Source organism: Lysobacter sp. Root916 (assembly GCF_001429785.1).
GTDB lineage: Bacteria > Pseudomonadota > Gammaproteobacteria > Xanthomonadales > Xanthomonadaceae > Lysobacter.
On the sequence record NZ_LMJF01000014.1, the window covers coordinates 299,539 to 326,538 of the forward strand.

Annotated in this window: 33 protein-coding genes; 15 read left to right on the top strand and 18 right to left on the bottom strand. The window is 67.3% G+C overall.

From position 1 onward, the window contains the following. Positions 1-2: 2 nt before the first annotated feature. The 8 genes from ASE35_RS16140 to ASE35_RS16175 all read left to right on the top strand — a co-directional run bounded on the left by ASE35_RS16140 (position 3) and on the right by ASE35_RS16175 (position 6,194). Positions 3-866 (top strand): CPBP family intramembrane glutamic endopeptidase, encoded by an 864-nt coding sequence (locus ASE35_RS16140; RefSeq protein WP_056177431.1) that lies wholly within the window; start codon positions 3-5, stop codon positions 864-866. Positions 867-947: 81 nt separating this feature from the next. Further along, on the top strand, positions 948-1,751 hold the full coding sequence (locus ASE35_RS16145; RefSeq protein ID WP_057164483.1) for a M48 family metallopeptidase: 804 nt from the start codon (positions 948-950) through the stop codon (positions 1,749-1,751). Between the two features lie 219 nt (positions 1,752-1,970). Beyond that, positions 1,971-3,101 carry a tetratricopeptide repeat protein gene (locus tag ASE35_RS16150; protein ID WP_157489528.1) on the top strand — a complete coding sequence of 377 codons (1,131 nt, stop codon included), beginning with the start codon at positions 1,971-1,973 and terminating at the stop codon, positions 3,099-3,101. 146 nt (positions 3,102-3,247) lie between these two features. Beyond that, a complete protein-coding gene (locus ASE35_RS16155; protein WP_056177425.1) occupies positions 3,248-3,919 on the top strand; it encodes an energy transducer TonB in 672 nt (223 codons plus the stop codon). Between the two features lie 74 nt (positions 3,920-3,993). Further along, positions 3,994-4,746 (top strand): MotA/TolQ/ExbB proton channel family protein, encoded by a 753-nt coding sequence (locus tag ASE35_RS16160; RefSeq protein ID WP_056177423.1) that lies wholly within the window; start codon positions 3,994-3,996, stop codon positions 4,744-4,746. Positions 4,747-4,797: 51 nt separating this feature from the next. Beyond that, the gene (locus ASE35_RS16165) at positions 4,798-5,217 is read left to right on the top strand and encodes a biopolymer transporter ExbD (RefSeq protein ID WP_056177421.1); all 420 of its coding nucleotides are present in this window, start codon (positions 4,798-4,800) and stop codon (positions 5,215-5,217) included. An 18-nt stretch (positions 5,218-5,235) separates the two neighbouring features. Continuing rightward, positions 5,236-5,652: a biopolymer transporter ExbD gene (locus tag ASE35_RS16170; protein ID WP_056177419.1), complete on the top strand. Its 417-nt coding sequence runs from the start codon at positions 5,236-5,238 to the stop codon at positions 5,650-5,652. Positions 5,653-5,783: 131 nt separating this feature from the next. Next, on the top strand, positions 5,784-6,194 hold the full coding sequence (locus ASE35_RS16175; RefSeq protein WP_057164484.1) for a biopolymer transporter ExbD: 411 nt from the start codon (positions 5,784-5,786) through the stop codon (positions 6,192-6,194). Positions 6,195-6,220: 26 nt separating this feature from the next. On the opposite strand, the gene ASE35_RS16180 is transcribed toward ASE35_RS16175, so the two are convergent. The 3 genes from ASE35_RS16180 to cls all read right to left on the bottom strand — a co-directional run bounded on the left by ASE35_RS16180 (position 6,221) and on the right by cls (position 9,167). Beyond that, on the bottom strand, positions 6,221-6,964 hold the full coding sequence (locus ASE35_RS16180) for a pyridoxine 5'-phosphate synthase (protein WP_057164485.1): 744 nt from the start codon (positions 6,962-6,964) through the stop codon (positions 6,221-6,223). 356 nt (positions 6,965-7,320) lie between these two features. Further along, positions 7,321-7,602, bottom strand: a complete 282-nt coding sequence (locus ASE35_RS16185; RefSeq protein WP_056177413.1) for a hypothetical protein — start codon at positions 7,600-7,602, stop codon at positions 7,321-7,323. Positions 7,603-7,730: 128 nt separating this feature from the next. Next, positions 7,731-9,167, bottom strand: coding sequence for a cardiolipin synthase (cls, locus tag ASE35_RS16190; RefSeq protein ID WP_056177412.1), 1,437 nt, complete (start codon positions 9,165-9,167; stop codon positions 7,731-7,733). A gap of 249 nt (positions 9,168-9,416) precedes the next feature. On the opposite strand from cls, the gene ASE35_RS16195 reads away from it, so the two are divergent. The 4 genes from ASE35_RS16195 (at position 9,417) to ASE35_RS16210 (ending at position 13,236) form a co-directional block, all read left to right on the top strand. Continuing rightward, on the top strand, positions 9,417-10,187 hold the full coding sequence (locus tag ASE35_RS16195) for an SIMPL domain-containing protein (RefSeq protein WP_057164486.1): 771 nt from the start codon (positions 9,417-9,419) through the stop codon (positions 10,185-10,187). Positions 10,188-10,399: 212 nt separating this feature from the next. Continuing rightward, positions 10,400-11,503: a PA0069 family radical SAM protein gene (locus tag ASE35_RS16200; RefSeq protein WP_057164487.1), complete on the top strand. Its 1,104-nt coding sequence runs from the start codon at positions 10,400-10,402 to the stop codon at positions 11,501-11,503. 166 nt (positions 11,504-11,669) lie between these two features. After that, the gene (locus tag ASE35_RS16205) at positions 11,670-12,809 is read left to right on the top strand and encodes an ATP-binding protein (RefSeq protein ID WP_057164488.1); all 1,140 of its coding nucleotides are present in this window, start codon (positions 11,670-11,672) and stop codon (positions 12,807-12,809) included. Next, positions 12,802-13,236 (top strand): response regulator, encoded by a 435-nt coding sequence (locus tag ASE35_RS16210; protein WP_056177404.1) that lies wholly within the window; start codon positions 12,802-12,804, stop codon positions 13,234-13,236. The genes ASE35_RS16205 and ASE35_RS16210 overlap by 8 nt, the downstream gene beginning before the upstream one ends. A gap of 13 nt (positions 13,237-13,249) precedes the next feature. Here ASE35_RS16210 and ASE35_RS16215 read toward each other — a convergent pair whose 3' ends face one another. The 15 genes from ASE35_RS16215 to ASE35_RS16285 all read right to left on the bottom strand — a co-directional run bounded on the left by ASE35_RS16215 (position 13,250) and on the right by ASE35_RS16285 (position 24,269). Then, positions 13,250-13,891: a hypothetical protein gene (locus ASE35_RS16215; protein WP_157489517.1), complete on the bottom strand. Its 642-nt coding sequence runs from the start codon at positions 13,889-13,891 to the stop codon at positions 13,250-13,252. 581 nt (positions 13,892-14,472) lie between these two features. Beyond that, on the bottom strand, positions 14,473-14,928 hold the full coding sequence (locus ASE35_RS16220; protein WP_057164490.1) for a GNAT family N-acetyltransferase: 456 nt from the start codon (positions 14,926-14,928) through the stop codon (positions 14,473-14,475). Positions 14,929-14,999: 71 nt separating this feature from the next. After that, entirely contained in the window at positions 15,000-15,395 is a 396-nt protein-coding gene (locus tag ASE35_RS16225; RefSeq protein ID WP_057164491.1) for a hypothetical protein, read from the bottom strand. Next, complete coding sequence (locus ASE35_RS16230; protein WP_057164492.1) at positions 15,392-15,817, bottom strand: PaaI family thioesterase; 426 nt, start codon at positions 15,815-15,817, stop codon at positions 15,392-15,394. The genes ASE35_RS16225 and ASE35_RS16230 overlap by 4 nt, the downstream gene beginning before the upstream one ends. 13 nt (positions 15,818-15,830) lie before the next feature. Next, positions 15,831-16,181 carry a hypothetical protein gene (locus ASE35_RS16235; protein ID WP_235570092.1) on the bottom strand — a complete coding sequence of 117 codons (351 nt, stop codon included), beginning with the start codon at positions 16,179-16,181 and terminating at the stop codon, positions 15,831-15,833. A 121-nt stretch (positions 16,182-16,302) separates the two neighbouring features. Further along, positions 16,303-17,151 carry a hypothetical protein gene (locus ASE35_RS16240; RefSeq protein ID WP_157489518.1) on the bottom strand — a complete coding sequence of 283 codons (849 nt, stop codon included), beginning with the start codon at positions 17,149-17,151 and terminating at the stop codon, positions 16,303-16,305. Between the two features lie 72 nt (positions 17,152-17,223). Beyond that, complete coding sequence (locus ASE35_RS16245; protein WP_057164495.1) at positions 17,224-17,913, bottom strand: VIT family protein; 690 nt, start codon at positions 17,911-17,913, stop codon at positions 17,224-17,226. A 332-nt stretch (positions 17,914-18,245) separates the two neighbouring features. After that, entirely contained in the window at positions 18,246-18,518 is a 273-nt protein-coding gene (locus ASE35_RS16250; protein ID WP_057164496.1) for a hypothetical protein, read from the bottom strand. 13 nt (positions 18,519-18,531) lie between these two features. Continuing rightward, entirely contained in the window at positions 18,532-18,771 is a 240-nt protein-coding gene (locus ASE35_RS16255; RefSeq protein ID WP_057164497.1) for a hypothetical protein, read from the bottom strand. 104 nt (positions 18,772-18,875) lie between these two features. Further along, positions 18,876-19,130: a DUF2164 domain-containing protein gene (locus ASE35_RS16260; protein ID WP_056177384.1), complete on the bottom strand. Its 255-nt coding sequence runs from the start codon at positions 19,128-19,130 to the stop codon at positions 18,876-18,878. A 78-nt stretch (positions 19,131-19,208) separates the two neighbouring features. Continuing rightward, a complete protein-coding gene (locus ASE35_RS16265) occupies positions 19,209-19,679 on the bottom strand; it encodes a hypothetical protein (protein WP_057164498.1) in 471 nt (156 codons plus the stop codon). Then, on the bottom strand, positions 19,666-20,391 hold the full coding sequence (locus ASE35_RS16270) for a 2OG-Fe(II) oxygenase (RefSeq protein WP_057164499.1): 726 nt from the start codon (positions 20,389-20,391) through the stop codon (positions 19,666-19,668). The genes ASE35_RS16265 and ASE35_RS16270 overlap by 14 nt, the downstream gene beginning before the upstream one ends. 541 nt (positions 20,392-20,932) lie before the next feature. Continuing rightward, the gene (locus ASE35_RS16275; protein WP_200943977.1) at positions 20,933-22,324 is read right to left on the bottom strand and encodes a sigma-54 dependent transcriptional regulator; all 1,392 of its coding nucleotides are present in this window, start codon (positions 22,322-22,324) and stop codon (positions 20,933-20,935) included. Positions 22,325-22,596: 272 nt separating this feature from the next. Next, positions 22,597-23,631, bottom strand: coding sequence for a class 1 fructose-bisphosphatase (locus ASE35_RS16280; RefSeq protein WP_056177380.1), 1,035 nt, complete (start codon positions 23,629-23,631; stop codon positions 22,597-22,599). 122 nt (positions 23,632-23,753) lie between these two features. Beyond that, positions 23,754-24,269, bottom strand: coding sequence for a hypothetical protein (locus ASE35_RS16285; protein ID WP_057164500.1), 516 nt, complete (start codon positions 24,267-24,269; stop codon positions 23,754-23,756). Positions 24,270-24,421: 152 nt separating this feature from the next. On the opposite strand from ASE35_RS16285, the gene ASE35_RS16290 reads away from it, so the two are divergent. From ASE35_RS16290 to dinB, 3 genes are all read left to right on the top strand, one after another. Continuing rightward, positions 24,422-24,862, top strand: a complete 441-nt coding sequence (locus tag ASE35_RS16290) for a hypothetical protein (RefSeq protein ID WP_056177375.1) — start codon at positions 24,422-24,424, stop codon at positions 24,860-24,862. A gap of 29 nt (positions 24,863-24,891) precedes the next feature. Beyond that, entirely contained in the window at positions 24,892-25,362 is a 471-nt protein-coding gene (locus tag ASE35_RS16295) for a hypothetical protein (protein WP_057164501.1), read from the top strand. A 348-nt stretch (positions 25,363-25,710) separates the two neighbouring features. Then, entirely contained in the window at positions 25,711-26,796 is a 1,086-nt protein-coding gene (dinB, locus tag ASE35_RS16300) for a DNA polymerase IV (RefSeq protein ID WP_082611324.1), read from the top strand. Positions 26,797-27,000: the final 204 nt, after the last annotated feature.

Consider the following 27,000-nt stretch of genomic DNA (forward strand, 5'->3'; position numbering starts at 1 on the left):
CGATGGCGCCAGATTCCGAGCGCGATCCCGGGCCCACGGCCGCCGCCCTGCCCGCGGCCGTGCCACCGCCGCTGCCGCCCGCGGCGGCCCTGCCCGCGCCGCGCACCCGCGCGGTGCTCGGCCACGCCGCGCTGGATTTCCTGATCGCGGTCGCGATCATGCTGGCCCTGAGCTTCGCCACCATGGTGGCCTGGGCGCTGGTGCGCGGCTTCCAGATCGGCCTGGCGCACCAAGGCGCGACCGCCACCGAAGCCTTGCGCGACGTCGGCCAGCCCGGCGGCCTGGCTCAGTTGGCGATGGCCCTGGTCGCGATGGGCGGCGCCTCGCTCGCGGTCTACCTGCTGCGCCGCCGCGCCGGGCGCGAGGAACGCGCCGCCTCCTGGCGCGCCGCGTGCCGGCCTTCCACCTGGGCCTGGGCCGCGGGCGTGGGCCTGGCCAGCTTCGGCCTCAGCGCCGCGCTGAGCTGGATCGGCGAGCAGTTCGGCATCGAACCCTTGCCCAGCAACGTCGAGATGATCCAGGCCGCCCTGCGCAGCCAGTTCGTCCTCACCCTGGTGTTCGCGGTGCTGCTGGCGCCGGCCTACGAAGAGCTGCTGTTCCGGCGCGTGCTGTTCGGGCGCTTCTGGGCCGCCGGCCTGCCCGGCCTGGGCATCGTCCTGAGCAGCCTGGCCTTCGCCCTGCTGCACGAACTGCCCGGCCTGAGCGGCAACGGCCCCGGCGCGATCAGCCTGTTGTGGCTGACCTACGCCAGCATCGGCGCCGCCTTCGCCTGGGTTTACCGCCGCACCGGCACGCTGTGGGCGGCCATCGCCGCGCACGCGATCAACAATCTGCTCGCCTGCGCCCTGCTGGTTTTGCAGGGCTGATGTCCCCGCCCTGGCGCGTTTGACGAAAAGTTAATACCGATCGGTCTACAACGCGGTCATACGCAAGGGGAATTCTGCTCAGTGAAGCGTTTACTGCTCGGTGTCTCGATCGCGCTGGTCGTCGCCGCCTGCGCCACCACCACCTCGCCCACCGGGCGTCGCCAGAGCGTGGGCGCGGTATCGCAGGAACAGCTCAACCAGATGGGCGCGCAGGCGTTCATCGACGCCAAGTCCAAGGGCAACCTCAGCACCGACGCGCGCCAGACCGCCTATGTGCGCTGCGTGGTCGATGCGGTGACCCGCCAGCTGCCCGCCGGCTGGCAGGCGCAATGGGACGTCGCGGTGTTCGTCGATACCTCGCCCAACGCCTTCGCCCTGCCCGGCGGCAAGGTCGGCGTGAACACCGGCATCTTCAGCGTCGCCAAGAACCAGGACCAGCTGGCGGCGGTGATCGCCCACGAGGTCGGCCACGTGGTCTCGCGCCACCACGATGAGCGCATCACCCGCCAGGTCACCGCCCAGACCGGCCTGAGCATCGCCGGCGCCCTGCTCGGCTCGCGCTACGGCGAGGGCGCGGCCAGCGCCACCAACCAGCTCGGCGGCGCCGCGGTGCAGGGCCTGTTCCTGCTGCCCGGTTCGCGCACCCAGGAATCCGAGGCCGACGTGGTCGGCCAGCAGCTGATGGCCCAGGCCGGCTTCGACCCGCAGCAGGCGGTGAACCTGTGGCAGAACATGATCGCCGCCAGCCAGAGCCGGCCACCGCAGTGGTTGTCCACCCATCCGGACCCGCAATCGCGCATCCAGGAACTGCGCGCGCGGGCCGGCGGGCTGATGCCGGTGTACCAACAGGCGCGTTCGGCCGGCCGTACGCCCAAGTGTGGATGAACGAGAAGCATTAACCGCTGTAAAACCCCGTATCGCCCGGCCCCGCGTTTCTGTTAGCGTGACGGCCCCCCGGCCCTGCGGCCATCGACCCCGCCACGGCGGCAGCTGATTGAGGTGACCATGAACAAGCTCTCCACCCGCCATCGCACCGTGCTGACGGCCGCCATCGGCGCCGTGCTCGCGCTGGGCTCGATCGCCCAGGTTCACGCGCAGTCGGCGATGGAACGGGCCGAAGAGCGCCGTCAGCGTCACGCGGACAAGAAGGAAGACAAGAAGACCTCTTCCTCGGCGTCCAAGGTCGAATACCCCAATGCCACCCGCGAGCAGCCCGACGCCAAGGCCTCGGCCAAGGTCACGCCGAAGCTGAAGAAGATGATGGACTTCTACGACGACGATAAGCCGGCCGAAGGCCGCGCCATCGCCGACGAGATCATCGCCAACCCGGCCGCCAACGCCTACGACCGCTCCTTCGCCGCCCAGATCGGCGCGCAACTGGCCTACGGCGCCGACGACAGCGCCGCCGCCATCGCTTATCTGACCAAGGCCCTGGAGTTCAACGGCCTGGACAACAACGGCCACTACGGCGCCATGTTCATGATGGCCCAGCTGCAGCTGCAGGAAGACAAGTACGCCGAGGCGCTGGCGACCATGGATCGCTTCCTCGGCGAGACCAAGAGCACCAAGCCCGAGCACCTGATCGTCAAGGGCAACGCCCTGTACCGCCTGGAGCGCTACAAGGATGCCGCGCCGATCATCAAGCAGGCCATCGACGCCTCGCCCGAGCCCAAGTCCGACTGGCAGCAGCTGCTGATGGCCGCCTACGCCGAGTCCGGCCAGACCGGCGAAGCGACCAAGATGGCCGAAGCCGTCGCCAGCAAGAACCCGGGCGACAAGCGCGCCCAGCTCAACCTGGTCGCCACCTACCTGCAGGCCGACCAGTTCGACAAGGCCGCCGCGGTGCTGGAGAAGCTGCGCGCCGCCGGTCAGCTCAACGAAGACAAGGACTACCGTCAGCTCTACTCGACCTACCTGCAGATCGACGGTAACGAGAAGAAGGCCGCCGAGGTCATCAACGACGGTCTGAGCAAAGGCGTGCTGAAGCCGGATTTCCAGGCCTACCTGGCGCTGGCGCAGTCGTACTACTTCTCCGACCAGGTGAACCCGTCGATCGAGGCGTACAAGAAGGCCGCCCCGCTCGCGCCCGATGGCGAGACCTACCTCAATCTCGCTCGTGTCTTGTGGCAGGAAGACCGCATTCCAGAGGCCAAGGAAGCCGCCAAGCAGGCGATCGCCAAGGGCGTGAAGAAGCCCGACGACGCCAAGAAGATCATCGCGCTGCCGGGTAAATAATCGGCGCACGATAGGCAAATCCGCCCTTGGAACCTAGGGCGCGGTTTGGTATATGCTAGGAGGTTCACGCGACTGGAAACGGTTGCGAGAACCGAACGACGGCCCGTGGCGCCCTTGCGTCCGGAAACACTTCCCGAGCTGACGGCATGACGCAAGACCTCGAAATCCACGCTAAGAAAGATGACGACCGCGAAGGGCTGAACTGGGCACGTATCGCCGGTATCACCTCCGCGATCGCCGTGCATGTCGCGGCGCTGCTCTTGCTGCTCGCGCCGATGGCGCCGCCGGCGACCGAAAAGGCGGAAGAACAGGTGACCGTCGTCAACCTGATCAAGCCGCCGGAACCGCCGCCGCCGCCCCCGCCGCCGCCGCCGGAACCGCCGCCGCCGCAGCAGATCAAGCAGCTGGCCGCGCCGCAGCCGACTCCGCTGCCGCCGCCGCCGGAAGACCCGCCGATCGTCGTCGACGAGCCGAGCCCGGTGGACGTCCAGCAGGAACCGCCGACCCCGCCGTCGACGCCCGCTCCGGCCACCACCATCAGCTCCGGCGTCGATCCGTCGTCGAAGCGACTCAATCCGCCTAAGTACCCGCCGACCGAAGCGCGTCAAGGCGTGGGCGGCACCGTGGTCCTGGTCATCACCATCGATGCCTCGGGCAACGTGCTCGACGTCTCCGTCGAGAAGTCCAGCCGCAACCGCAACCTCGACCGCAGCGCCATGGATGCCGCACGGAAGTGGAAGTTCAACCCCGAGATGCGCAACGGCGTTGGTGTGACCAGCAAGGTTCGCGTCCCGGTAGATTTCGTCCCTCCGAACTGATCGGGTTCGCGGGACGGTTGTAACGCACCACGTAACTCTTCTTTCCTTATCCACGACATTCAAAGGTAAGCGTCATGCTGCAGGAAACCACCACCGCTGCTACTGCCGGGGGCTCCAACGCCGAAGCCCTCCAGCAGATGAGCTTCGCCCATCTGTTGCAAAACTTCGACCTGGTCGGCTGGGTCGTGTTCCTCACGCTCGCGATCATGTCGGTCCTGTCGGTCTACTGGATCGTCGTGAACTTCGTGAAGAACCTGCGTCTTCGCGGCAGTTCGGATCGCGTCGTCAGCACGTTCTGGGAAACCCCGAACGCCCAGGACGCCATCCGCTTCATGGAAGAACAGTCGCGTAGCGAACCGTTCTCCAAGATCGCGCTCGACGCCGCCCAGGCCGCCGCTCACCACCAGCGCCACGAAGGTTCGCGCCTGGTCGAGTCGCTGAACCGTTCCGAGTTCGTCGATCGCGCCCTGCGTCAGGGTGTGACCCGCGAATCCTCGCGTCTGGAAAGCGGCCTGACCGTGCTCGCCACCGTCGGTTCGACCGCGCCGTTCGTCGGCCTGCTCGGCACCGTGTGGGGCATCTACCACGCCCTGATCAAGATCGGTGCGACCGGCCAGGCGTCCATCGACGCCGTCGCCGGCCCGGTGGGTGAAGCGCTGATCATGACCGCCATCGGTCTGTTCGTCGCCATCCCGGCGGTGCTCGCGTACAACTTCTTCGTCCGCCTGAACCGCGTCACGAACAACAAGTTCGACACGTTCGCGCACGACCTGCACGACTTCTTCGCTACCGGTTCGCGCGTCGGCGAACTGGCCGCTAAGCGCTAAGTCGCCTAACCGCGACGTCTTCACCTTACTTGTAGTAGTTGGAGTTCGGACATGGCCTTCAGTACAGACAGCGATAGCGGCGGCCCGATGGCACAGATCAACGTCACGCCCCTCGTGGACGTGATGCTGGTGCTGCTGATCATCTTCATGATCACGGCGCCTCTGATGTCGCATAAGGTCAAGGTCGAGTTGCCCGAAGCCACCCTCAACAAGCCGAGCGATAAGCCGCCCGCGACCCAGCCGATCACCTTGGCTGTGAAGGAAGACGGTTCGTTGTTCTGGAACGACGAACCGATCACCAAGGGCCTGCTGGAAAGCCGGCTCTCGATCGAAGCGCAGAAGACGCCGCAGCCGCAGATCAACGTCCGCGGCGACAAGACGACCAAGTACCGCATCGTGCAAGACGTGGTGAAGATTGCGCAGAGCCAAGGCATGCGCAAGGTCGGCTTCGTAGCGATCAAAGAACGTTAAGGCACCCGGAGACTATTTATGGCATTCAGTTCTGGCTCCGGCGCAGGCGCACCGATGGCCGACATCAACGTCACGCCCCTGGTGGACGTGATGCTGGTGTTGCTGATCATCTTCATGGTGACGGCGCCCGTGATGTCTTACCCGATCGAAGTCAATCTGCCGCAGCGCACGACCACGCCGCCGCCGCCGACGCCGCCGAAGGAGCCGATCCGTCTGCGCATCGACGCCTCGGGTCAGGTCTTCTGGAACGATACGCCGCAACCGATCACGGCGCTCCAGAGCATGATGGGCGCCGAAGTGCAGCGTGATCCGACCAACCAGCCGATGCTGGAGATCGACGTCAGCACCGATGCCGATTACGGCATCCTCGCCAAGGTGCTGGCGAAGGCAAAGAACGCCAATATGGAAAAGATCGGCTTCGTCCAAAACGACTGACCGATCGACAAGTTTGACGCTTACCGTCGTGAAAACGCCGCCCTCGGGCGGCGTTTTTTTTGGGCCTTGCCAGCCGGGCCGGATCGGGTTTAGCGTGAGATCGGGCATCCCGCCCTAGTGGGGGTAGAGCAATGGCCGTCTCCGCGTATTTCGAGTCCCCGTCCCGCCGCGACGCGCGCGCCGTCGCCGAGATCAACATCACCCCCCTGGTCGACGTCATGCTGGTGCTGTTGGTGATCTTCATGGTCGCCGCGCCGGTCATGAGCGGCACCTTGGACCTGAAGCTGCCAATGCCGACGCCGCCCGACAAGGCCGAGCCGCCGCCGCGTGCGCAGCTGTCGGTCCAGGCCGATGGCAGCTACCTGTTGGACGGCCAGGCCGTGGCCAAAGCCATGCTGAGCGACGAACTGGCCAACCTGGCCAAGGCCGCGCCGCGCACGGTGCTGCAGATCAGCGCCAACGCCGACGCCGACTACCAGGGCTTCGCCACCGCGGTCTCGGCGGCCAAGGAAAGCGGCCTGCAGAATCTCGCGCTCGAATAAGCGCGGCATTCGCGCCCGGCTCGGGCCTACAGCAGACGCAGGTAGGCCCGCACCGTCGCATCCAGTCCCGCGTACAAGGCCTCGCCGATCAGGGCGTGGCCGATCGACACTTCCAGCACCTGCGGCACCGCGCGCAGGAACTCGCCCAGATTCGCCTGACTGAGGTCATGGCCGGCGTTCACGCCCAGCCCGGCCGCCTGCGCGCGCCGGGCGGCATCGGCGAACAGGGCCAGCGCCGTAGCCGGGTCGCCGGCCGCGTGGGCCTCGGCATAGGGGCCGGTGTAAAGCTCGACCCGGTCGGCGCCGATTGCCGCGGCGGTCTCGAAATCCTGCGAACCGGCGTCGGCGAACACGCTGACCCGGCAGCCCAGCGCCTTGAGCTCGGCGATCAGCGGCCGTAGCGATTCGCCGTCGCGGCGGAAATCGAAACCGTGGTCGGAGGTGAGTTGCCCGTCGCCGTCCGGCACCAGGGTCGCCTGTGCCGGCCGCGCCTGCGCGCACAAGGCCAGGAACCCCGGATAGCCCGCCCGCGCCGGTGCGAAGGGATTGCCTTCCAGATTGAACTCGACCCCGCGCTCGCGGGTGAGCTCGGCCAGCGCAGCGACGTCGTAGTCGCGGATATGGCGCGCATCCGGACGCGGATGCACGGTGATGCCGTGCGCGCCGGCATCGAGGCAGGCGCGTGCGGCCGCCACCACGTCCGGCTCGTTACCGCCGCGCGAATTGCGCAGCACCGCGATCTTGTTGACGTTGACGCTGAGTACGGTCATCCGCGCAGTCTAGGCCGCAGCGCCGCGTTTCCCAAGCCCGCGCCCGCATCGAAACCGACGAGCCCCAAAGTCGACCCACGCCCCCACAAGCTCAGCCACCAGCACTGTGGGAGCGGCGTAAGCCGCGATGAGCCCCACCTGCGACGCATGCGCGGACCGCGCGCAACCGCGATGCAATGCGCGCCCAGCTTGTTCCCGTGGGAACGTCAGGCGCGACCAAGCAAGCACCAAAGCATCGCGGCTTGCACCGCTTCCACAAGGGCAGGAATCGTCGCGCTATCGAACCGGCCCCGACCTTGTCGGCGCGGGCAGCCAGGGCAGGGCAGCGCGCAAGCGCCGCGCGTGCGCGGCCAAGCTCAACGTTGCTGCTGCGGCTCCGACGAAGAGGTCTGCGGCGGCTGCGCGGCCGCCAGCTTGCGCGCCTCGGCCTGCTCGCGCAGACGGCGCAGCTCGTTCGGATCCAGCATCAAGCCCTCATCGCGGCTGCTGCTGCCGATGCGCGCGGCCAGCAGGCCCAGGATCCAGGCGATGAAGAACCCCAACGAGGCCAGCAGGGACACCACGAGCAACAAGCCCGAGGAGGCTTTGAAGGCGATTACGAGCGCGGCCAGGGCCAGCAGCAAAAACAGCCAATACATCGCGGCGGTGCTCCCGTCGTTAGGGTGGTTGCCAGTCGCCGCGAGTGTAGCGCGCCGCCCGCCCGCCTACAGCCCGACAAGCCCGTTGCGGCGACCGCTCGTCGCGCGCGACGTGACCCAGTGCGCGTTCACAGCAAGGGCGAGACCAGGCGCGCCAGCGCCTCGGGCAGGCGCCGCCGCCACAGCCCCTGTTCGCGGTCGGCGCGCACGCGCGGGGCATAGCTGCATTCGGTCTGGATCAGTTGGGCCAGCTCGGCGGCCAGGCCGCGGTCGTGGAACAGGACCGAGATCTCGAAGTTCAGGCGGAAGCTACGGTGGTCGAAGTTGGCGCTGCCGATGATGGCCAGGTCCTCGTCGCACAGCAGCGCCTTGGTGTGCAGCATGCGCGGGCCGTACTCGTGGATCTTGACCCCGGCCTCCAGTAGTTCGTCGAAGTAGGAACGCGCCGCATACGTGACCAGGCGGCTGTCGCTGAGCCGAGGTACCAGCAGGCGCACATCCAGCCCGCCCAGCGCGGCCGAGGTCAGGGCCATGCGCGCGGCTTCGCCGGGCACGAAATAGGGCGTCACCAGCCACACCCGCTCGCGCGCGGCATGGATCGCGCCCACGTGCAGGCGGTGGATCGCCTCCCAGGACGAATCCGGCCCCGACACCAGCACCTGCGCGGCCACCGCGCCCGGCTGCGGCGCCGGATGCTGCAGGCGCGGCGGCGCCTGCCCGGTCGCGTAGGCCCAGTCCTCGCAGAACACCAGCTGCAGTTCGCGCACCACGTCGCCTTCCAGGCGCAGGTGCAGATCGCGGTAGGCGTCCTTGCGGATGCGCTCGTCTTCCTCGTCGGTGATGTTGATGCCGCCGGTGAAGCCGACCAGGCCGTCGATCACCACGATCTTGCGATGGGTGCGCAGGTTCAACCACGGCCGCTTCCAGAACCAGCGCAGCTTCATCGGATGGAACCAGGCGACCTCGCCGCCGGCGTCGACCAGCGGCTGCAGGAAGCGGTTGGAGGTGGAACCCGAGCCCACCGCGTCCAGCAGCAAACGCACCTGCACGCCGTTGCGCGCTCGCTCGACCAGAGCATCGCGCAAGGCCAGGCCGCAGGCGTCGGGCTGGTAGATGTAGTACTCCAGGTGGATGTGTTCGCGGGCCTGGCCGACCGCCTCCAGCAGGGCCTCGTACTTGGCCCCGCCGTCGATCAACAAGCGCGCCTGGGTCGCGGTGGTCGGCGGCAGCCCCGTCGTGGCCTGGGCCAGCTTGGCCAGCTCGACCGCCTCCGGCGACTCGCTCAGCCCCGACATGGTCGCCGGCAGCGCGGCGCGCGCGCGCACCCGGCGCAGGCGTTGGCGATGGATGCGCTGCGGACCGAACACGTAATAGATGAAGAAGCCCAGATAGGGCAGGGCGGCCAGACTTATCAGCCAGCTGATGGTCGCCACCGGCTCGCGCTTTTGCAGCACGATCCACAGCCCCAGCCCGATCAGGTAGGCGGCCCAGCCCAGGGTCAGGTAGAGACTGAGGTGGGGGATGCCGCTGATCGCGTTCCAAAGCGAGGACAACAGGTCGGACACGGGGCTCTCCAGGCGGCGATCGGCGCGGACGCGTCGATCGCAGGCCTAGGCTAGCCCGCGACGACAGTCGCGCAAAGTGTGCGCCAATTCGCGGGCGCTACGATGCACTGGCACAGCGACCGCCTAGGATGAGGCAAGCATCCGCCCGCCACGGCATGCCGCCGCGCGGTCGGCAAGCTGTCTCCAGCCCGGATGCGCAGCTCCCTCGACCGGCCGCCGACGCACACCCACGACCCAGGACTCCAACCCATGAAAATCGCATCGCTGTTGCTGCCGATCCTCCTGGCCAGCCTGCTGCTGCCCACCGCAGCGCAGGCCGCCAGCGTCGCCCCCGCGCGCACGGTCAGCGTGTCCGGCAGCGCCGAGATCAAGGTCGCCCCGGACGAAATCCTGCTCAACGTCGGCGTCGAGACCCGCAACGTCGAGCTCGCCCCGGCCAAGCGTCTCAACGACGAACGCGTGGCCGCGGCGCTGGCCTTCCTCGCGCGCAACGGCGTGCCCAGCAAGGATGTGCAGACCGACTTCATCAGCATCGAACCGCAGTACGAGTACGACGACAGCCGCGACCGCGCCGCCCAGGAGCGTTCGCGCGTGGTGCCGGTGGTATACATCGTGCGCAAGAGCATCGGCATCCGCCTGACCCGTACCGACCACTTCGAAACCATCCTCGCCGGCCTGCTCGACAACGGTGTGCAGCACATCCACGGCATCGAGTTCCGCACCTCGCAGCTGCGCAAGCACCGCGACGCCGCGCGCGCGCTGGCGGTGCAGGCGGCCAAGGAAAAAGCCGACGCCCTGACCACCGGGCTCGGCGCGCGCCGCGGCCCCGTGCAGAGCGTGTCCGAATCCTATTCCGGCGGTTGGTGGCGCAGCGGCGCGAGCTGGGGCGGTGGGCAAGGGCAGATGATGCAGAACGTGTCGCAGAGCAACGGCGGCGGCGAAAGCGCGGACGGCGCCACCCTGTCGGTCGGCCAGATCAGCGTGACCGCCTCGGTGGACGTGAGCTTCGCGATCGAATAGCACCGCCTCAGGCCATCCACCCCTTCGCTCTGCCTCCCCCTTTGAAAAAGGGGGATTGAGGGGGATTTGCTTCCACAGCCCAAGCAATCGTCATCCACAGTCCGACGCACTCATCACGAAGGGTCCGTCGCCCCCTCATAGCCAACAACAGCCTAGCGCCCCGGCTCCAACCCGTCGCAACAACTGCGACACCCCCGGCCTAGCCTGCCCCCATGCACGACACCCGCCGCTCCCAGCTCTCGATCCAAGCCGCCGCGATCAAAGGCCGCGGCGCGGCGTCCTACGTGCCCGGGCGTTACGCGGTCACCACCGCCCAAGGCGAGGACGACGGCTGGGGCTCGCTGCACGACCCGGCCGACGAGGGCTCGCGCCCGGACACCCAGGTCACCGAGGAACGCGCGCGCAGCGTCGTCAACCGCAACGAATCGCCCGACATCGCCTTCGGCCAATCGATCAACCCGTATCGCGGCTGCGAGCACGGCTGCGTGTACTGTTTCGCGCGACCCTCGCACGCCTACCTCGACCTGTCGCCCGGGCTGGACTTCGAAACCAGGCTCTACGCCAAGACCAACGCCGCCGAGCGCCTGCGCGCCGAGCTCGCGCGGCCCTCGTACCGCTGCGCGCCGATCGCGCTGGGCATCAACACCGATTCCTACCAGCCGATCGAGCGCCGCTACAAGATCACCCGTTCGCTGATCGAGGTGCTCAGCGAATGCGCGCATCCCTTCAGCCTGATCACCAAGAACGCCGGCGTGGTCCGCGACCTCGACCTGATCGCGCCGATGGCGCGGCGCGGGCTGGTCACCGTGTACTTCTCGGTCACCACCCTGGACAACCACCTGTCGGCGAAGATGGAGCCGCGCGCCTCCGCCCCGCACGCGCGCCTGCGCGCGATGCGCGAGCTGGCCGACGCCGGCGTGCCGGTCGGGGTGATGGCCGCGCCGATGATCCCGATGATCAACGACGCCGAGCTCGAGCACATCCTGGCCGCCGCCTTCGAGGCCGGCGCGCGCGCGGCCGGCTACGTGGTCCTGCGCCTGCCGCACGAGCTCAAGACGATCTGGCGCGAATGGCTGGCCCTGCACTATCCCGACCGCGCCGAGCACGTGATGAGCCTGGTCCAGCAGATGAGCGGCGGCAAGGACTACGACAGCGCTTACGGCACCCGCATGCGCGGCACCGGCCCCTTCGCCCAGCTGATCGAGCAGCGCTTCGCCAAGGCTTGGCGTCGTATCGGTTACGGCCGTTTGCCCGGCCTGGACACCGGTCAATTCGTGCCGCCGCGCCCGGATTCGCCCCAGGGCGAGCTGTTCTGAGCCGCCGGCGGGAGCGTCCGCGTCGGTCGGCGTCCGCGGCGCCGCTGCGGTTCCGGCGCGCGCTCCGGCAGTCGCTCGCGGTTCAGCCCCGCGGCCCCCCTGCACCGCACCGTCACGGCGGCAGCCGGTACACTTCACCGCCAGAGGAGCCCCGAGTCCGTAACGAATGACCGAAGCCGCCGCTCACGAAACGGGCGAGGACCGTTTCCGCATGGCGATGCAGGCCTCCGGCATCGGCATGGCCATCGTCGATCTGCACGGCCGCTGGGTCGAGGTCAATCCGGTGTTCGAGCGCCTGCTGGGTTACGCCGCCGCCGATATGGTCGGCCGCAGCGCCGCCGAGTTCACCCACCCCGACGATGTCGCCCTGTCGCGCGGCTTCCTTGAGGGGCTCAACGACGGCGGCATTCCGGCACTGGATGTGCGCAAGCGTTATCTGCGCCGCGACGGCACGGCGGTCTGGACGCACGCCAACGTGGCCCTGGTGCGCGGCGCCGACGGCGCACCGCGTTGTTTGCTAGTGCAAATCCGCGACATCGGCGACCAGCTCGCGGCCGAAGCCCAGGCTCGCACCGACGCCGACGAATTCGCCCACGCATTGGATGCGTCCCACCGCCATCTGCAGCTGTTCGCCGACGCGGTCGCCCACGACCTGCGCGCGCCGCTGCGTTCGATCGAAAGCTTTTCCGGCCTGCTCGCCGACCGCGCCGCCGAGCGCCTGGACGAGACCGACCGCGATTACCTGGACCGCATCCGCGCCGCCTCCGCACGCATGACCGCGCTGCTGGCCGCGCTCAACGACCTCTCGCACGTCACCCGCACCTCGATGCGGCAGGCGCGCGTGGACCTGAGCCTGCTCGCCGACTGGGTCGGCGCCGAGCTGCTGGACGCCGATCCGCACCGCCGCGCCGACATCCGGGTACAACCCGGCCTGTTCGTCGAAGGCGACGAGCGCCTGCTCAAACTGATGCTGACCCAGCTGATGGGCAACGCCTGGAAGTTCTCGCGCGAGCGCGATCCGATCCGCATCGAAATATCCGGCGAGCGCGATAACGGCCGCCTACGCATCGCGATCCGCGACTACGGCGCCGGTTTCGACATGCGTTACGCCCACAAACTGTTCGAACCCTTCCAGCGCTTGCACGGCCCGGATCAGGGCGGCGGCCACGGTCTCGGACTGGCGATCGCCAAGCGCATCGCCGACCGTCACCGCGGCCAGCTGCGCGCCCAATCCGAGCCCGATGTGGGCAGCACTTTCACCGTCGAATTGCCCGCCGCCGCGGGCGAGGTAGCCGCGCATGCATAAGGTCATCCTGTTGGTCGAAGACAACCCCGACGACGTCGAGCTGACCCGGCTCGCGTTCGAGGAGGCCAAGGTCGCCAACAAACTGGTGGTGGTCGGCGACGGCGCCGAGGCCCTGGACTACCTGTTCGCGCGCGGCCGCTACGCCGACCGCGACCCGGCCGACCTGCCCTCGATCGTGCTGCTGGACCTCAACCTTCCCAAGGTCGACGGTCGCGAAGTGCTGCAGGCGATCCGCGCCAACGAAGCCACCCGCACCCTGCCGGTGGTGGTGCTGACCACCAGCACCGAACCCTTCGACGTCGAAGCCAGCTACGCCCTGGGCGTGAACAGTTACATCCAGAAGCCGGTGGATTTCGAGCAGTTCGTGTGGGCGGTGAAGCAGGTGGGCTTGTACTGGCTGGTGTTGAACCATCCGCGTACGCCTTGACCTGGCACCCGCATCACGGCCGGTTCCAGACCGGCCCATCGCTAACATAAGCGGTCCAAACATCGGCTCCCATCTCCTGCGTCAAGCGCGCCACGATGGCCGTGGCGTCCTGCATGGACTCGGTCATCTTCCGTAGGAACGCGCTGCGTGGGACGGACACCAGGAGACCCGTGTCATCGCTGTCGGGGTCGCGCTGGTGTATCAACAGCCGATCGTCGGTGCCTTTGACGTCCAGCCTCCAGCCCTGATCCTCGTCCCAGTACAGATCTCCCACGGCATCCGTCGCGATGGCGCCGGAAAAGCGGCGCATCTCCGACAGGGAGTCGTACCACGGGAAAGAAATGCTCAGCTTCTCCGCGGCGTTCGACAACCAAAGCCGCATCCAGAAATAGTGCCGAACATGATTGAAGTCCTTCGCATGACGTCGGGCGGCAGAGACGATTTGCCAGTAGTAGTCGGCCAGCTCCTTCTCGTGGCCCCGCGCCTCGGTCGTACGAACAATCGAGGCAAACTCCTGACGTAGCATCGGCGGTATCAGCTTCTCCACGAGATTTCGTTCGGAAAGGTCCGCGTGTCGATCGGGGCCGTAGTAGAAGTCATCGCGGATCAAGAAGCAGATCTCAGGTTCAAGCGAGTCGAGAACCATTGCGTTCAAATTACGAGATTCCATCCGGTTGTACCCAAGGCTTAAATGAAGCAGTTCTGCGAACGAGACCGCTGCGGTCTGGCAAGACGTCAGCCTTCGACGGGGCGCGACGAGTTTTAACCACGAAAGTCTCGCTGCCGGATTCGGCCTGGACTCGCTCCTAAAGCGTGAGACAGACCAGCGCCGTTGTCTGCCGATACGGGGGCAAGGCTTAGTTGCACATCGCGGAACCTAACGAACCACCCTCGGTCCGCCATGCATTTGAGCAGAGCTGCTCTGGCCACAGGAACGGCAGGACGACTTGGGGCGGTACCGGCCAGTTGCGCTACGCAGGCCTTGATATCGTTGCGTGCCGCGATCGCCCCGTTCCTGCATTCGTCTTGAGTAGGAAATGATTCGGCCTTGCCCCAGCACATGACTGCGATCTCATCACGAGGATTCACCAATAGCTGATGTGCGACGGCCCTGTAACGAGCGGCCGTTGTGCAGCCAGGAGCAATAAGCAGGACAACAAGAAGTAAGCTTAGGCGCATGCGATCTGGCCCTCCAACAAAATGGCTACGCGATTCCGCGCCACGTGGATTGAGCGCTCAGCGGTCATGTACGTACTCCATAGGCACGTACACCAAGCCATTCTTCGATTGCGGACCGTCCTTGGCGACGAAACCAAAACGCTGATAGACGGGAATGGCAGGCAGAGACGAGTTGACCATGAACTTGTCGCTGCCGGATTCGGACTTGGCGCGCTCCCAAAGCGAGCGGGCGATGCCTCGCCCATGAGCGTCCTCACGAACGAACAGATGGTAGAGATGGAAACCCTCGCGCAGGGCGATCACGCCCAGAATTCCGTCGGCGCCTTCCGCGATGTAGTAGCGGTAACTGGCCGCCGCGATGCGCTCGGCGGTGGCGGCCGGCGTAAGCGTCGCCAGAAAAACGGCGGCTTCCGGCGGCGGCGGATCTTCCAGGTAATGGTGGGCCCAGCCCGTGATCAACCCGCTGATCTCGTCGGAATCGCCTACGTTGGCTGGGCGGATTTGGAAGCTCATGGCAGACATTGAACGGTTGGGCTGAGTGGATCCGCGGAGGATTCCGCGTGAATGGGGCGCAGGGTCGGATTTCAATACTCGGCGACCGAGGATTCCTGGCGCGGATCGCCGAGCAGGAAGACATCGCCATTCGTCGCGGCGATGCTACCGGTGCCTAGGCTGCGTATCTCCCATTGCCAGGTGTCGTAGCGGGTCTTGAACATGCCGCGCGCGGAGCAAGGGCCGTACAGAAAGAAGTCGTGCTGCTGGCGCCCTGAAATAACCACGGCCTTGTTGAAGAAGGCACGAGCGCGCGCCCGGGTCATCACGAACGTCTCGCAACCTTCGCCCTTCGGACCGATGCCGTTCTCCTCCACGACGATCTCGGTGATGGGCCCGACGGGCGTCGACGAGGCGCCGAGCGGAAGCACCAGCAGAGGCAGCAAGCATGCGGCAGCCATGCCGGGAAAACGCAGCTGTCTGCTCATCGGGCGTGTCCTGCGACGTTGATTATGGTGGCCTGCATCACCGCGACGGTCTCGCGGCGCGAACCCAACTCGCCGACCATTTCGCCCTGACACACCGTCAGGGTCTTGCCCGCCTTCGTCACCTTGCCGATCGCCAGGAACCGGTCGGCTAGGGCGGGACGCACGAAGTTGATCTTGAACTCGACGGTAAGCACATCGAGCCCGGCGGGCGCGACGGTCAACGCCGCGTAGCCGCAAGCGCTGTCGAGCACGCTGGTCAATGCGCCGGCATGGATATAGCCGTGTTGCTGGGACAGTTCCGGGCGTGGCAGCAGCGCGATCTGCACCTCGCCCTCGTTCACTACGACCAACCGCGCGCCCAAGGTAGCCATCAATCCTTGGGCGGAGAAGCTGGCGGCGATGTGTTCACGAAGCTCGGACACAAACAGGGTCTCCTTACCAGGCGACACTCGAAGCCAGGTCGCCTTTGGGTGCGGCGATGTACACGCTATATGCGGCATAGGTGAACATGGCAGCGATGATCGAGGAAAGCAGAAGCATGACCCGGAATCTAGCCGGATGCTCCTCGCGATTGAATCTCGCCCGCCAGGACCGATCCAACGCGTATCCGGTAACGGCCTGAGTCAACATGGGGATGAAGCCAGCTGCAGCGACAAGCACCGCGGACCATTCCCGGCTCAGTCCCAGGAAGCCGCCAAGGATGGCGCCGGTAAAGAAAAGCGCTACAAACAGGAAAAAGGCCCACAGGAATGACTTGCCTTGCAAATTGGGATTTGGACCAGACATGGCGGCCTAACGAATTGAATATGTCGCCCCGCACAGGGCGGTCGAGATCGCGCGTTCGATACCGAATGGAGACGAGTCAGGACGGAGCTTTCTTCTGCGTCTCGATGCGGACTTAACTCCCTTACATTTCGATGTTCGGTAACCGTGCGAGCCAGGCAGCGACCTTGGGGCGCATCTCATGCTCCGCATACAGCATATCGCCCCCTCCGGGTCGATACTGAGCCAGCTCATTCGCGAGCTCCTGAAGCGCATGATCCGCACAGAACTCGGTTGCGATAAGTCCCTCTATCTCCTGGGCCAATCCTAGAGACGGGAATGTTTGGCGGAGGAACTCTTCAAACAGCGATTTGAGCCTTTCTCGCCGTTGGTCCGACGACGGGTCCACGGAAGTCGAATTCTTCGCTGGAGACTCAGGCCGCGTCGTAGTCCGTGCGCCCATGGCGTTCTTTCGAACATCGCCAGACGCGCCCACCCTCTTGAGCCGCGCGCGAACGATACGCAGATGCAGGATCGGATAGACGTTGAACGCGATCTGCACCGCCGCGAACAAGGTCGCCTCCGCCAGGTAGCCGCGCGCCCCGACGTAGACGATGTACGGAGTGAACAGCAACGCCGCCCAGAAGTGGGTGGCCTCTGCGGACTCGGCTTTCGCCTGCACCGCCGCCAGGCTGCGCTTACCGCCCAGCCGGTACACGGAGGCGTTCAAGTACCGAAGCGGTGTATTTCGCAGCAGGCTGCCGAAGCGGTGCACGCCCAGTCGCCGATACAGCGGCGCCGTGGCCGACGCCGGATCGACATCGCGCAGGGCCGCGGGCATGCGCAGCGCGAACAAGGGTTCGGCGACTTTCGCCAAGCCCATGAAATAGAACATCAGCAACAGGCCCAGCCAGGGCGAGTCGAAACCGATGACGTCGGCCAACAGAAAGAAGGAGACCGCGAAGAAGACCGCAACGAGTACCAACTTAGCCATGCCGCGCCGAAGCATTCAAGCCGACTCCTTGCCGATGGATCTATGCCGGACGCGTGCCGTAGCGGCGCGGGCTCATGCCGAGACGCCGAACAGCGCACCCACGCCAGCGGTCAAACCCATGGCCAGCATGCCCCAGAAGGAAACGCGCAGTACAGAGGTGAGCACCGGTGCGCCGCCGGTACGCGCGGCGAGCAGGCCCAGCAAGGCGAGGAAGAACAGCGAGCTGCCGGCAAGGCCCCACATCAGCCAGGCCCTGGGAAGGATCAGCACGGTCAACAAGGGCAGGGCCGCGCCCGCGGCGAAGGTGCCGGCGGAAGCGAAGGCCGCCTGGACCGGTTTGGCCGCCAAGGTATCGGATATGCCCAGCTCGTCTCGACCATGCGCGCCCAATGCATCGTGGGCCATCAGTTGGGTGGCGACGCGGGAGGCCAAAGAGCGGTCCAGTCCGCGTTTGACGTAGATCGACACCAGCTCCTCGAGCTCCTGCTCGGGATTGTCGTCCAGCTCCTTGCGCTCGCGCGCCAGATCCGCGCGCTCGGTGTCGGCTTGCGAGCTCACCGACACGTACTCGCCGGCGGCCATGGACATGGCGCCGGCGACCAGGCCGGCGACGCCCGCGACCAAGATGGCGCGGGTATCGGCGCCGGCGGCCGCGACGCCCAGCACCAGGCTGGCCGTGGACACGATGCCGTCGTTGGCGCCGAGCACGGCGGCGCGTAGCCAGCCGGTTCGCTGCGTTCGATGTCGTTCGCTATGTCTCATGCGGCCTCACCGGGCGGTGGAAGGTGGGTTGCGACGCGGATGCGAGCGGGTGCGAGCCGATAAACCGTACGGTCCTGGCGAACCTCGGCCCGCGCCTGCGGCAAGCGCCAATCCGGCCAGCCGACTCTACGCGCGCCCGCAGCTTCTTGCTCGCGATCCGCGATGGCCAGACGCGATCGGTCTCCACGCAGACCCGGCCGCAAGGCTTGGCAAGACCCAACCGCCGGACTGTTGCGGCCTGCCCGCGAGACCCGACGTTGCCCCATCGTCGGTGGCTGCGGCCATGCCCAGTCGAACCGAACGACCCGGCCGCTTCCATCAGAACGCGCGCGCTACGGCTCCGGCGGCGCCACCAAGGCATGCAGTATCAGCTTGACCACCAAGGCCGCGCGCGACAGCAGCAACAGGACCCCGGTTACCAGCGTCGATGTGGCCGCGGAGTCCCCCGAGGTCATATGGCTGTCCCAGTACGACCCGGCCAAACCGAACAGCAGAAAGACAGCGCCCAGGCCCAGGAACGCGCAGCTGCTCAGGATCGAAAGCCAAACGGGCAGACGAAAGAACAGCGATCCCCAGGCGGCGATAACGAGCAGGACATAGACCACGCCGGCGCTCCTGTCACGGTTCCAGGATCTGGACGAGATCGCTGTGCCGCAGCGCCTCATCGACCAGTCGCCGGAACGCCACCGCGGCGATCGCGGGATCGACCAGGTGATCTATGAAGTAGTAGCCATCCGCTTCAAGCTCGTAGCCGTAGATCGCCCCCGCGGCGTCGGCCGCCGTCGGCAATCTGCCTGCCACCGCGGAGTGGTCGTAGCGCGGGGGTACCTCGAACCGGATCTTGTATTCGATGCCCATGCAATCCCTCGCTGGTCGCGCTTGCTTGTCCACGGACCCTCCTGGCGTGCGGCTAGGGCGCTGGCCGGATCGGCGTACCTGCCCATCGGCCCGCGCGTGCACGCTTACCTTCTGAAATCCGTGCGCTGCTCGAGCTGATAGATCGCGTCCTGCACATCCTCGAGCTTGGCGTTCAACACCGCCTGCGCGTCGTACAGGCCACGGTTGTAGTAGTACGCGCCCAACTCCTTGGAAAAGAAGTCGAGCAGGAACTCGGCGTCGAACTGGCCGATCTGCTGATTGAGTTCCTCGGAGAAGTAGCCCTGGATCTTGCGGACGACGATCGCCTTCTCTTCCTTACTGAACGTGATATCGGACATGGGGTTTGCGCGCCCTGGAACTCGATCTATGCGAAAACTTGCAGCGACGATGCTTCGCACTCCTGGCCGGCGGAAACGTCACGGCTGGCATGCCACTGCGATGGATTTGATCGTCTCGCCTTCGGCGGCGATCTCAAGCCAACAGTCGAAATCGGTAGCGTAGTACTCGTAGAACTGTCCCGTCTCCCGGTTCGCCACGATGGGCGCCCCGTATAGGGATCGCATCTTGTCCAGCCTATCGCCGGGGCACAGGCGCATCGGTGTGCAGCCCTTGCGGTGGTCGCTATACAAGCCAGCGACCACGCCATCGCTAAAGGACACCCGCAGGTTCGGGTAGTGGTAGTCGAGATCGATGAAGTCCGTCTGCGGCTGTTGACGCAACGGCTTTCCGAGTGTCTTCGTTACCTCGCTGGTGGTCGCGCCCACCGCAATGCCGCCCAGCGAGATTTCGCTGCCGGCGACTTCGCCCTCGAACGCGAACGCGGAAGCAGGCGCCAGGAGCAGGCAGAGCCAAAGCATCCGCATCCCGCGCACCTCAGCCACCTCCATACAAGCGTTCCGCCCGCTGAAACAGAATCCAGCTCGTCGCGATGTACTTGTCTCCACCCTTGGGCCGATTGCCGCGATGGGTGTGGGTGAAGGCGGCCGGGGCGATCAGCAGATCGCCGGTGCGCGGGGCGATCTTGCGCTGCTGGTACAGGAACTCGGTCTCGCCCTGTTCGAAGCCGTCGTTGAGGTAGATCGTCCACAGCAGGTGGCGATGCAGGGTCTCGGCATTGGCGTCGCGCGGGAACAACTCGCAATGCCAATACGGATAGCCGCCGCGATCGGCGGTGTAGCGCTGCAGGTTGATCGCGCCCGGGCGCAGCACCGCCTGCACCACCGGGGCCAGGGTGGCGTCGTCCATCGCGGTCAAGCGTTCGCTGGTGAGGCGGTGGCGGCCCTGGCCGTCGGCGCCCGGCACTTCCAGCATCAGCGGCGCGATCAGGGTGTGGGGGTAGCGGCGCAGGTAATGCAGCAGGCCGGCGAACACGGCGTTGTTCAATGCGGCCTCGGCGTCGCGCCATTCCTCGCGGCCGGAGATGGTCAGGTCGCGACTGTCCTTGAGCTCGGGCATCACGCCGCCGCCGACCCGGCCCGGCGCGACGGCGCCGCTGGCATTGAAACGCTGCAGCAGGGCGGCGCAGGCGGCGCGGTCCAGCACCTGCGGGTAGACCTCGATGAAGTCGTGGATGGCGTCCTGCGGCGGGGCCTCGGTCATGCGGCGTCTCTACGCAATGCGGCGGGAAAGCGGCCATCCTCGCACGCTCAATCGGCGTTGCAAAAACGCAACCTCGCCTGCTCAGGCAGGTGTGCGCGGCGTGAGGACGCCAGGCCTCGCTGTTCCCTGGTGAAAGCCCCCAGACGGCGCCGGCGCAACGCCATTTCAAGTTGCAGCGACGAAACATTTATGCGGTCCGATGCCGGCACCCGCCGCCCGCCGCGCGGAAAAACATCGTCGAATCAATCGCTTGAGCGATTGGCACGAAGCTGGCTTGGGTAGATATCGTCCCCCTGCGCCGTCCGCGCGTCGGGACCGTCCCCCGACGGAGTCCGCCATGCCCGCTACCCCCTCCCCCCGCAGCCTCATCCGGCGCCGTCCGCAGCGGACCGCGACTGCGATGTTGGCGTCCGCGCTGGCCTGGTAAGACGTTCCCCCGAGGGCGCAGCAGACGCCCGCGCCGGAGAAGAGTGGCGCGGGCGTCGAAGACCCGAACACGATCGTCGCGCGCACCGCGGCCGCGCGTCGCCGCTCGCGGCATCTAAGCCGCACTAAACGTGTCCGGCGCCCCCGTATCGTCGCCCGTGCGCAAGCCGTGCCGCTGCATCAAGCGATATAGCGTGACCCGCGACACCGCGAGCTCGCGCGCGGCATCGATCAGGCGGCCGCGGTTGCGCTGCAGCGCGCGTTCGATCGCGTCCTTGGTGGCGGCGTCGCGGATCTCGTCCAAGGTCGGCGGCGGCGTGAAGCCGGCGCTGTCGATATGCAGATCCGCGGCGGTGATCAGCCGTCCCTCGGCCATCACCACGGCCTGGCGCACGCGGTTGATCAGCTCGCGCACGTTGCCCGGCCAAGGGTGGCTGTGCAGGGCGTGGCGCGCGCAGGGCGAGAAACCCTTGAGCGTGCGCTGGCTTTCCTGCGAATAGCGTTGCAGCGCTTGCTCGGCCAGGCGGTCGATATCGACACCGCGGTCGCGCAGCGGCGGCTGCTGTAGGCGCAGCACGCACAGGCGGTGGAACAGATCGGCGCGGAAGCGGCCATCGACGACCGCCGCTTCCAGATCGTGGTGGGTGGCCGAGATGATGCGCACGTCGATCGGGATCTGCTCGTGGCCGCCCAGGCGTTCGATGCTGCCCTGCTGCAGGAAGCGCAGCAGCGAGGCTTGGCTTTCCAGCGGCAGGTCGCCGATCTCGTCCAGGAACAAGGTGCCGCCGTTGGCCATTTCGATCCGGCCCAGCTTGCGCTGCTGCGCGCCCGTGAATGCGCCGCGCTCGTAGCCGAACAACTCCGACTGCACCAGGCTGTGCGGGATCGCGCCGCAGTTGATCGCCACGAACGGATGCGCGTGCCGGCGCGAATGCCGGTGCACCGCGTTGGCGGCCAGTTCCTTGCCGGTGCCGGTCTCGCCGGCGATGAACACCGGCGCCTCGGTCAGCGCGGCCTTGCGCAATGTGCGGCAGAGCACGCGCATCGCCGCGCTCTCGCCGATCATGCCGTCGAAGCCGGCCTCGCTGGTGGTCTCGCCGTGTTCGCAGGCCAGGGTGGCCATGCCGTGGGCATGACCGATGATGGTGTTCAGCACGGCCTCGGGGCAGGGCAGGGTGACGTAGTCGTAGCAGTAGTCGCGGATAAGCCGGCGCACCGGCTCCTGGTCCAACTGCGAGGCCTCGATGCCGGCGACCCAGCCGACGTTGTTGGCCGACAGGGCGGCGCCGAACTCGGCCAGGTCGTGATGGCTGAATCCCTCGCGCAGGTCCAGCAGGGCCGCGTGCGGCTGGCGAGGGTCGCGTTGCAGGATGCGCAGCACGCTGCGTGAATCGGGGGCGCGGCGCAGGTTCCAGCCCAACTGCTGCAGCCGCCCCAGCGAAAGCACCCGGCCGGCGCTGCCGCGGGTGACGTAGATCAGTTCGCGTGCCTGTGGAATTCGAGGCAATGGCTCGCGCGGGGCCGCTTCCGTGTCTGCCGAATCGTGCTTACCCGCGCCTCGAGCCTGGGGCCCGCGCGGCACACCGTTGGCCATCGTGCTCTCCCCGCCCATAACGCGTTCCGCGCCGCTGTCCGTGGGCAAGAGTATTCAACGCCGTGGGTGGCCAAGAGCGGTCACCGCGATGACGGGCATCGCGGTGAAGGGGACCACGCAGGGGAATGCACGAATCGCGCCATTGCCGATTCATCTGCGGCTGGCGCGCGCCGACGCGCGGCCGGTCAGGCCTGCGCGTCGTGCTCGGCGTGGTAGCGCACGGCGGCTTCGACCTCGTGCTTGCTGCCCAGGAACACCGGCACGCGCATGTGCAGGCCGGTGGGCTGCACTTCCAGCATGCGCTGGCGGCCGGTGCTGGCCGCGCCGCCAGCCTGCTCGACCAGGAAGCTCATCGGGTTGGCTTCGTACATCAGGCGCAGCTTGCCACCCTGGGCGGCGCACTTGGCGTCCAGCGGATAGCTGAAGATGCCGCCGCGGGTCAGGATGCGGTGCACGTCGGCGACCATGGACGCGACCCAGCGCATGTTGAAGTCCTTGCCGCGCGGGCCTTCCTTGCCGGCCAGCAGATCGCCCACGTAGGCCTGCATCGGCGCCTGCCAGTAGCGCTGATTGGACATGTTGACCGCGAATTCCTTGGTCTCTTCCGGAATCTTCATGTCGCGCGTGGTCAACACGAAGCTGCCGACCTCGCGGTCCAGGGTGAAGGCGTGGGTGCCATTGCCGATGGTCAGCACCAGCATCGTGCTGGGGCCGTAGGTGGTGTAGCCGGCGCAGACCTGCTCGGTGCCCGGCTGCAGGAAGTGCTGGTCCTGGGCCTGGGTCACGCCGTCCGGACAACGCAGCACCGAGAAGATGGTGCCCACCGAAATGTTGACGTCGATGTTGCTGGAGCCGTCCAGGGGATCGAACAGCAACAGGTAGTTGCCGCGCGGGTAGACGTCCGGGATCGGATGCGAGGTGTCCATCTCCTCCGAGGCCAGGCCGGCCAGGTGGCCGCCCCAGGCATTGGCTTCCAGCAGGATCTCGTTGCTGAGCACGTCCAGCTTCTTCTGTGCCTCGCCCTGGATGTTGCCGGTGCCGGCATCGCCCAGCACGCCGCCCAGCGCACCCTTGCCGACCGCGATCGAGATCGTCTTGCAGGCACGCGCCACCACCTCGATCAACAGGCGCAGATCCGGGCTGATCCGGCCGGCGCGCTGCTCCTCGATCAGGTAGCGGGTAAGGGAGACGGCGGTGCTGGCGCTGGGGGCCTGGGTCATGGCGGGGCTGGGAGGCGGTGGCGAGGCCGCTATTGTCGCCGATGGGCCCGGCCAGGACACCCGTGAGCCGGAATTACGTCTGGACCCTGAGCCGATGCGGTGGCTGCGGCCCGCGGCGCGGATCACTTACACCGCAAATGCCGCTCGCTCACCCCGAACGACTGCGCGACCGAGCGCAGGTCGCCGCCGGCCGCCATCGCGGCGCGGATCGCGATGCGGCGCAGGGCGATGAACACGCCCCAGGCCGAAGGCACTTCGACGGTGCCGGCTTCGCTGGTGTGCGCGAGCAGGCGCGCGTGGGTGGTGGCGCTGAGCTCGACGCCGAGACGGTCGGCGAAGCCGCTGCGGTCGCGCGGCACGTAGACGCGACGGCCGCCCAGCGCGCGCACGAAGCGCAGCATGGCGTCGAAGCCGTCGTGGCCGGCGATCTCGGCCGCGACCCAGGGCAGCGAGGCCAGCACGGCGACGCGGTGTTCGTCGCAGAAATCGCATAAGGCGTCGAAGGCCGGGGTGCCGGGGCAGGGCAGGCCCAGGAACAGCGCCGCCGGCGCGCGCACGGTGGCCGATACGGCGGCGGAAGCAGCGGCGGGCGGCCGCGACGCGGGCTCGTTGGGATGCGACGACGCGAGTATGTCCATACCGATCACAACGCGGCGCCGTCGCGGCCGTGAAACGGCAACGCGCGCGGCCGAAAGCCTGTGAAGCCCCGGGGCTGCGCGCGGCTTCCGCATGTCGCCGCGTCGACGAGGGGCCTACAAGGTGCACTCCCTTCCTCGTACTGGAGTCCGTCATGCCCTACACGATCAACGCCGGCGCCGCGCCCTTGGCCATCGCCGAATGCGAATGGGCGGCCGCCGCCAACGTCGCCCCCACCGCCGGCGGCGACACCCAGCCGACCATCCAGTTCACCGCCTTCACCTCCTGCATCGGCATCGCCGCGCGCAACGCCGCCGGCACCCAGGTGATCGGCATCCATCTGTCGATCTACGACGGCGCCAACAACCAGTTCTCGGCCGCCGACGTGCCCACCGTGGTCGGCATCCTGCAGGGTCAGAACTACAACCCGAACGAACTGTTCATCATCGGCGAGACCGCGGTGTGGCAGGCCTCGGTGCTGGCCGCCTACAACGCCCTGATCGCCGCGCTGCCCAACGCGCAGATCTATTCGCTGGCCGACGGCACCTACGGCGCCGGCATCAGCGCCGGTGGCGCGCTGGAACCGACCTACTGACCTCCACGCAACGCCACCGGAGTATCGACATGCGCATGCGCAACAAAGCCGCGGCCCTGGCCGCGCTGCTGTCCGCCACCGTTCTGCCCGCTCACGCCGTGGAGCCCTGCGCCAATCTGGTCACCGTGCAGATGAGCGCGATTCCGGAGATGAACGCCGACAGCGGCGGTCACCTGGCCGCGCACGTTCCCGGGGTGCGGCCGCCGCCGGGTTTCAGCCAGTACGGCCGCACCTTGTTCTGGGATGCGCAGGCCTGGCGCGAGGCGTTCGACCGCCTGTCGCGCCAGCCCAATCCGCTGTACTGCCCCGAGCCCGCGGCCAACGGCAGCGAGGCCGCGCGCACCCTGCAGTGGCAGTACTTCGCGCGCCAGTGCACCGCCGCCGACGGCAACGGCATGTGCACGGCCGGCCACGACATCCAGGTCAACGCGGTGCAGATCGTGATGCGGCGGATCAACAACCGCTGGGTGGTGTACACGGCCTACCCGACGCCGAACTGAGCGTCAGTGGGGGACGGCGCGGCGGTGCGTGGGGCGCCGCCGCGCCGGGCTTGTGGCGTGGCCGAGTGGCGTCGTCGCCGTTGCGCTGCTTTCTTCGGAGGGCGTGTGTTCGGTGCTGCGTTTCGACGTGGTCCAGACGCCGACCGTGGGAGCGAGGTGCCATGGGGGCTTCCTGCAACCGTAAGCCGCGACGGCGGTCGCGAAATGCATCGCGGCTGCGTCGATCGACGATCGCGGCTTATGCCGCTCCCACAGAGAGCGGCCGTGGCAGGAATGCGATGACGCAAGGCAGGGGCCGCGCCAGCTCCGGCGCGCTACCATGCCGCCTTCGCATCGTCCCCGCTTACCGTGTCCGCCCCCAACCGCAAAGTCCTGCACGTCGACATGGACGCGTTCTACGCGTCGGTCGAACAGCGCGACGATCCCTCGCTGCGTGGGGTGCCGGTGGTGGTGGCCTGGCGCGGCGCTCGCTCGGTGGTGTGCGCGGCCAGCTATGAGGCGCGCAAGTTCGGCGTGCGCTCGGCGATGCCGGCGGTGCGTGCCGAGCGCCTGTGCCCGCACGCGATCTTCGTGCCGCCGGATTTCGTGCGCTACAAGGCGGTCTCGCGCCAGGTGCGCGAGATCTTCGCTCGCCACACCGACCTGATCGAGCCGCTGTCGCTGGACGAGGCCTATCTGGACGTCACCGCGACCAAGACCGGGCTGCCTTCGGCCACCGCCACCGCCGAGGCGATCCGCGCCGCGATCCGCGAAGAGACCCAGCTGACCGCGTCGGCGGGCGTGGCGCCGAACAAATTCCTGGCCAAGATCGCCTCGGACTGGCGCAAGCCCGACGGCCTGTTCGTGATTCGTCCGCACCAGGTCGAGGCCTTTCTGGAGCCACTGCCGGTGGGCCGGCTGCCCGGCGTGGGCAAGGTGATGGAGGCCAAGCTGGCCGAGCTGGGCGTAAGCGTGGTCGCCGACCTGCGCGCGCTGGGCGCGCTGGCGCTGGAGCAGCGCTTCGGGCGTTGGGGTCGGCGTCTGCACGAGCTGTCGCTGGGTATCGATGAGCGCGCGGTGGAGCCGGAGCGGCCGACCCTGCAGATCTCGGCCGAGGACACCTTCGCCGAGGATCTGCGCCTGGACGCGCTGGAACCGCATATTCGCCGCCTGGCCAGCAAGACTTGGGCCGGCTACCAGCGCGAGCCCGGACGGCTCGCGCGCACGGTGGTGCTGAAGCTCAAGACCGCCGACTTCCGCACCCTCACCCGCAGCCTCACCCAACCGACGCCGCCGGCCAGCGAACAGGAGCTGGCCGACATCGCCTGCGCCTTGCGCGCGCGCGTGGAGCTTCCGGCGGAGACTTTGTATCGCCTGGTCGGCGTGGGCTTGTCGGGTTTCGTCGACGAGGACGGCTACGTCGCGCAGTCGGATTTGTTCGCGATCGGCGAGTAAGCCGGCGCGCGTTTGAGTAGGCGGCAGCCGGCCAGGAAGTTGCGCTGCGATTCCGAGCCTGCGCGCACGATGCGGTGCGCCTTCGGCTTACCGCATCCTACGACCAGCGACGTAGCCGTAGGATGCGGTGACAACCGCATCATCGCGGCATCGATTCACGGCGCGCGATGCGGTGCGCCTGCGGCTTACCGCATCCTACGACCG

Bases quoted from the DNA above. Each gene is read 5' to 3' on its own strand.
- ASE35_RS16140 (WP_056177431.1), top strand. From the start codon at position 3: ATGGCGCCAGATTCCGAGCGCGATCCCGGGCCCACGGCCGCCGCCCTG.
- ASE35_RS16150 (WP_157489528.1), top strand. From the start codon at position 1,971: ATGGAACGGGCCGAAGAGCGCCGTCAGCGTCACGCGGACAAGAAGGAA.
- ASE35_RS16155 (WP_056177425.1), top strand. From the start codon at position 3,248: ATGACGCAAGACCTCGAAATCCACGCTAAGAAAGATGACGACCGCGAA.
- ASE35_RS16160 (WP_056177423.1), top strand. From the start codon at position 3,994: ATGCTGCAGGAAACCACCACCGCTGCTACTGCCGGGGGCTCCAACGCC.
- ASE35_RS16165 (WP_056177421.1), top strand. From the start codon at position 4,798: ATGGCCTTCAGTACAGACAGCGATAGCGGCGGCCCGATGGCACAGATC.
- ASE35_RS16170 (WP_056177419.1), top strand. From the start codon at position 5,236: ATGGCATTCAGTTCTGGCTCCGGCGCAGGCGCACCGATGGCCGACATC.
- ASE35_RS16175 (WP_057164484.1), top strand. From the start codon at position 5,784: ATGGCCGTCTCCGCGTATTTCGAGTCCCCGTCCCGCCGCGACGCGCGC.
- ASE35_RS16180 (WP_057164485.1), bottom strand. From the start codon at position 6,964: ATGACCGTACTCAGCGTCAACGTCAACAAGATCGCGGTGCTGCGCAAT.
- ASE35_RS16185 (WP_056177413.1), bottom strand. From the start codon at position 7,602: ATGTATTGGCTGTTTTTGCTGCTGGCCCTGGCCGCGCTCGTAATCGCC.
- ASE35_RS16195 (WP_057164486.1), top strand. From the start codon at position 9,417: ATGAAAATCGCATCGCTGTTGCTGCCGATCCTCCTGGCCAGCCTGCTG.
- ASE35_RS16200 (WP_057164487.1), top strand. From the start codon at position 10,400: ATGCACGACACCCGCCGCTCCCAGCTCTCGATCCAAGCCGCCGCGATC.
- ASE35_RS16205 (WP_057164488.1), top strand. From the start codon at position 11,670: ATGACCGAAGCCGCCGCTCACGAAACGGGCGAGGACCGTTTCCGCATG.
- ASE35_RS16210 (WP_056177404.1), top strand. From the start codon at position 12,802: ATGCATAAGGTCATCCTGTTGGTCGAAGACAACCCCGACGACGTCGAG.
- ASE35_RS16220 (WP_057164490.1), bottom strand. From the start codon at position 14,928: ATGAGCTTCCAAATCCGCCCAGCCAACGTAGGCGATTCCGACGAGATC.
- ASE35_RS16225 (WP_057164491.1), bottom strand. From the start codon at position 15,395: ATGAGCAGACAGCTGCGTTTTCCCGGCATGGCTGCCGCATGCTTGCTG.
- ASE35_RS16235 (WP_235570092.1), bottom strand. From the start codon at position 16,181: ATGTCTGGTCCAAATCCCAATTTGCAAGGCAAGTCATTCCTGTGGGCC.
- ASE35_RS16240 (WP_157489518.1), bottom strand. From the start codon at position 17,151: ATGGCTAAGTTGGTACTCGTTGCGGTCTTCTTCGCGGTCTCCTTCTTT.
- ASE35_RS16245 (WP_057164495.1), bottom strand. From the start codon at position 17,913: ATGAGACATAGCGAACGACATCGAACGCAGCGAACCGGCTGGCTACGC.
- ASE35_RS16255 (WP_057164497.1), bottom strand. From the start codon at position 18,771: ATGGGCATCGAATACAAGATCCGGTTCGAGGTACCCCCGCGCTACGAC.
- ASE35_RS16260 (WP_056177384.1), bottom strand. From the start codon at position 19,130: ATGTCCGATATCACGTTCAGTAAGGAAGAGAAGGCGATCGTCGTCCGC.
- ASE35_RS16265 (WP_057164498.1), bottom strand. From the start codon at position 19,679: ATGGAGGTGGCTGAGGTGCGCGGGATGCGGATGCTTTGGCTCTGCCTG.
- ASE35_RS16270 (WP_057164499.1), bottom strand. From the start codon at position 20,391: ATGACCGAGGCCCCGCCGCAGGACGCCATCCACGACTTCATCGAGGTC.
- ASE35_RS16280 (WP_056177380.1), bottom strand. From the start codon at position 23,631: ATGACCCAGGCCCCCAGCGCCAGCACCGCCGTCTCCCTTACCCGCTAC.
- ASE35_RS16285 (WP_057164500.1), bottom strand. From the start codon at position 24,269: ATGGACATACTCGCGTCGTCGCATCCCAACGAGCCCGCGTCGCGGCCG.
- ASE35_RS16290 (WP_056177375.1), top strand. From the start codon at position 24,422: ATGCCCTACACGATCAACGCCGGCGCCGCGCCCTTGGCCATCGCCGAA.
- ASE35_RS16295 (WP_057164501.1), top strand. From the start codon at position 24,892: ATGCGCATGCGCAACAAAGCCGCGGCCCTGGCCGCGCTGCTGTCCGCC.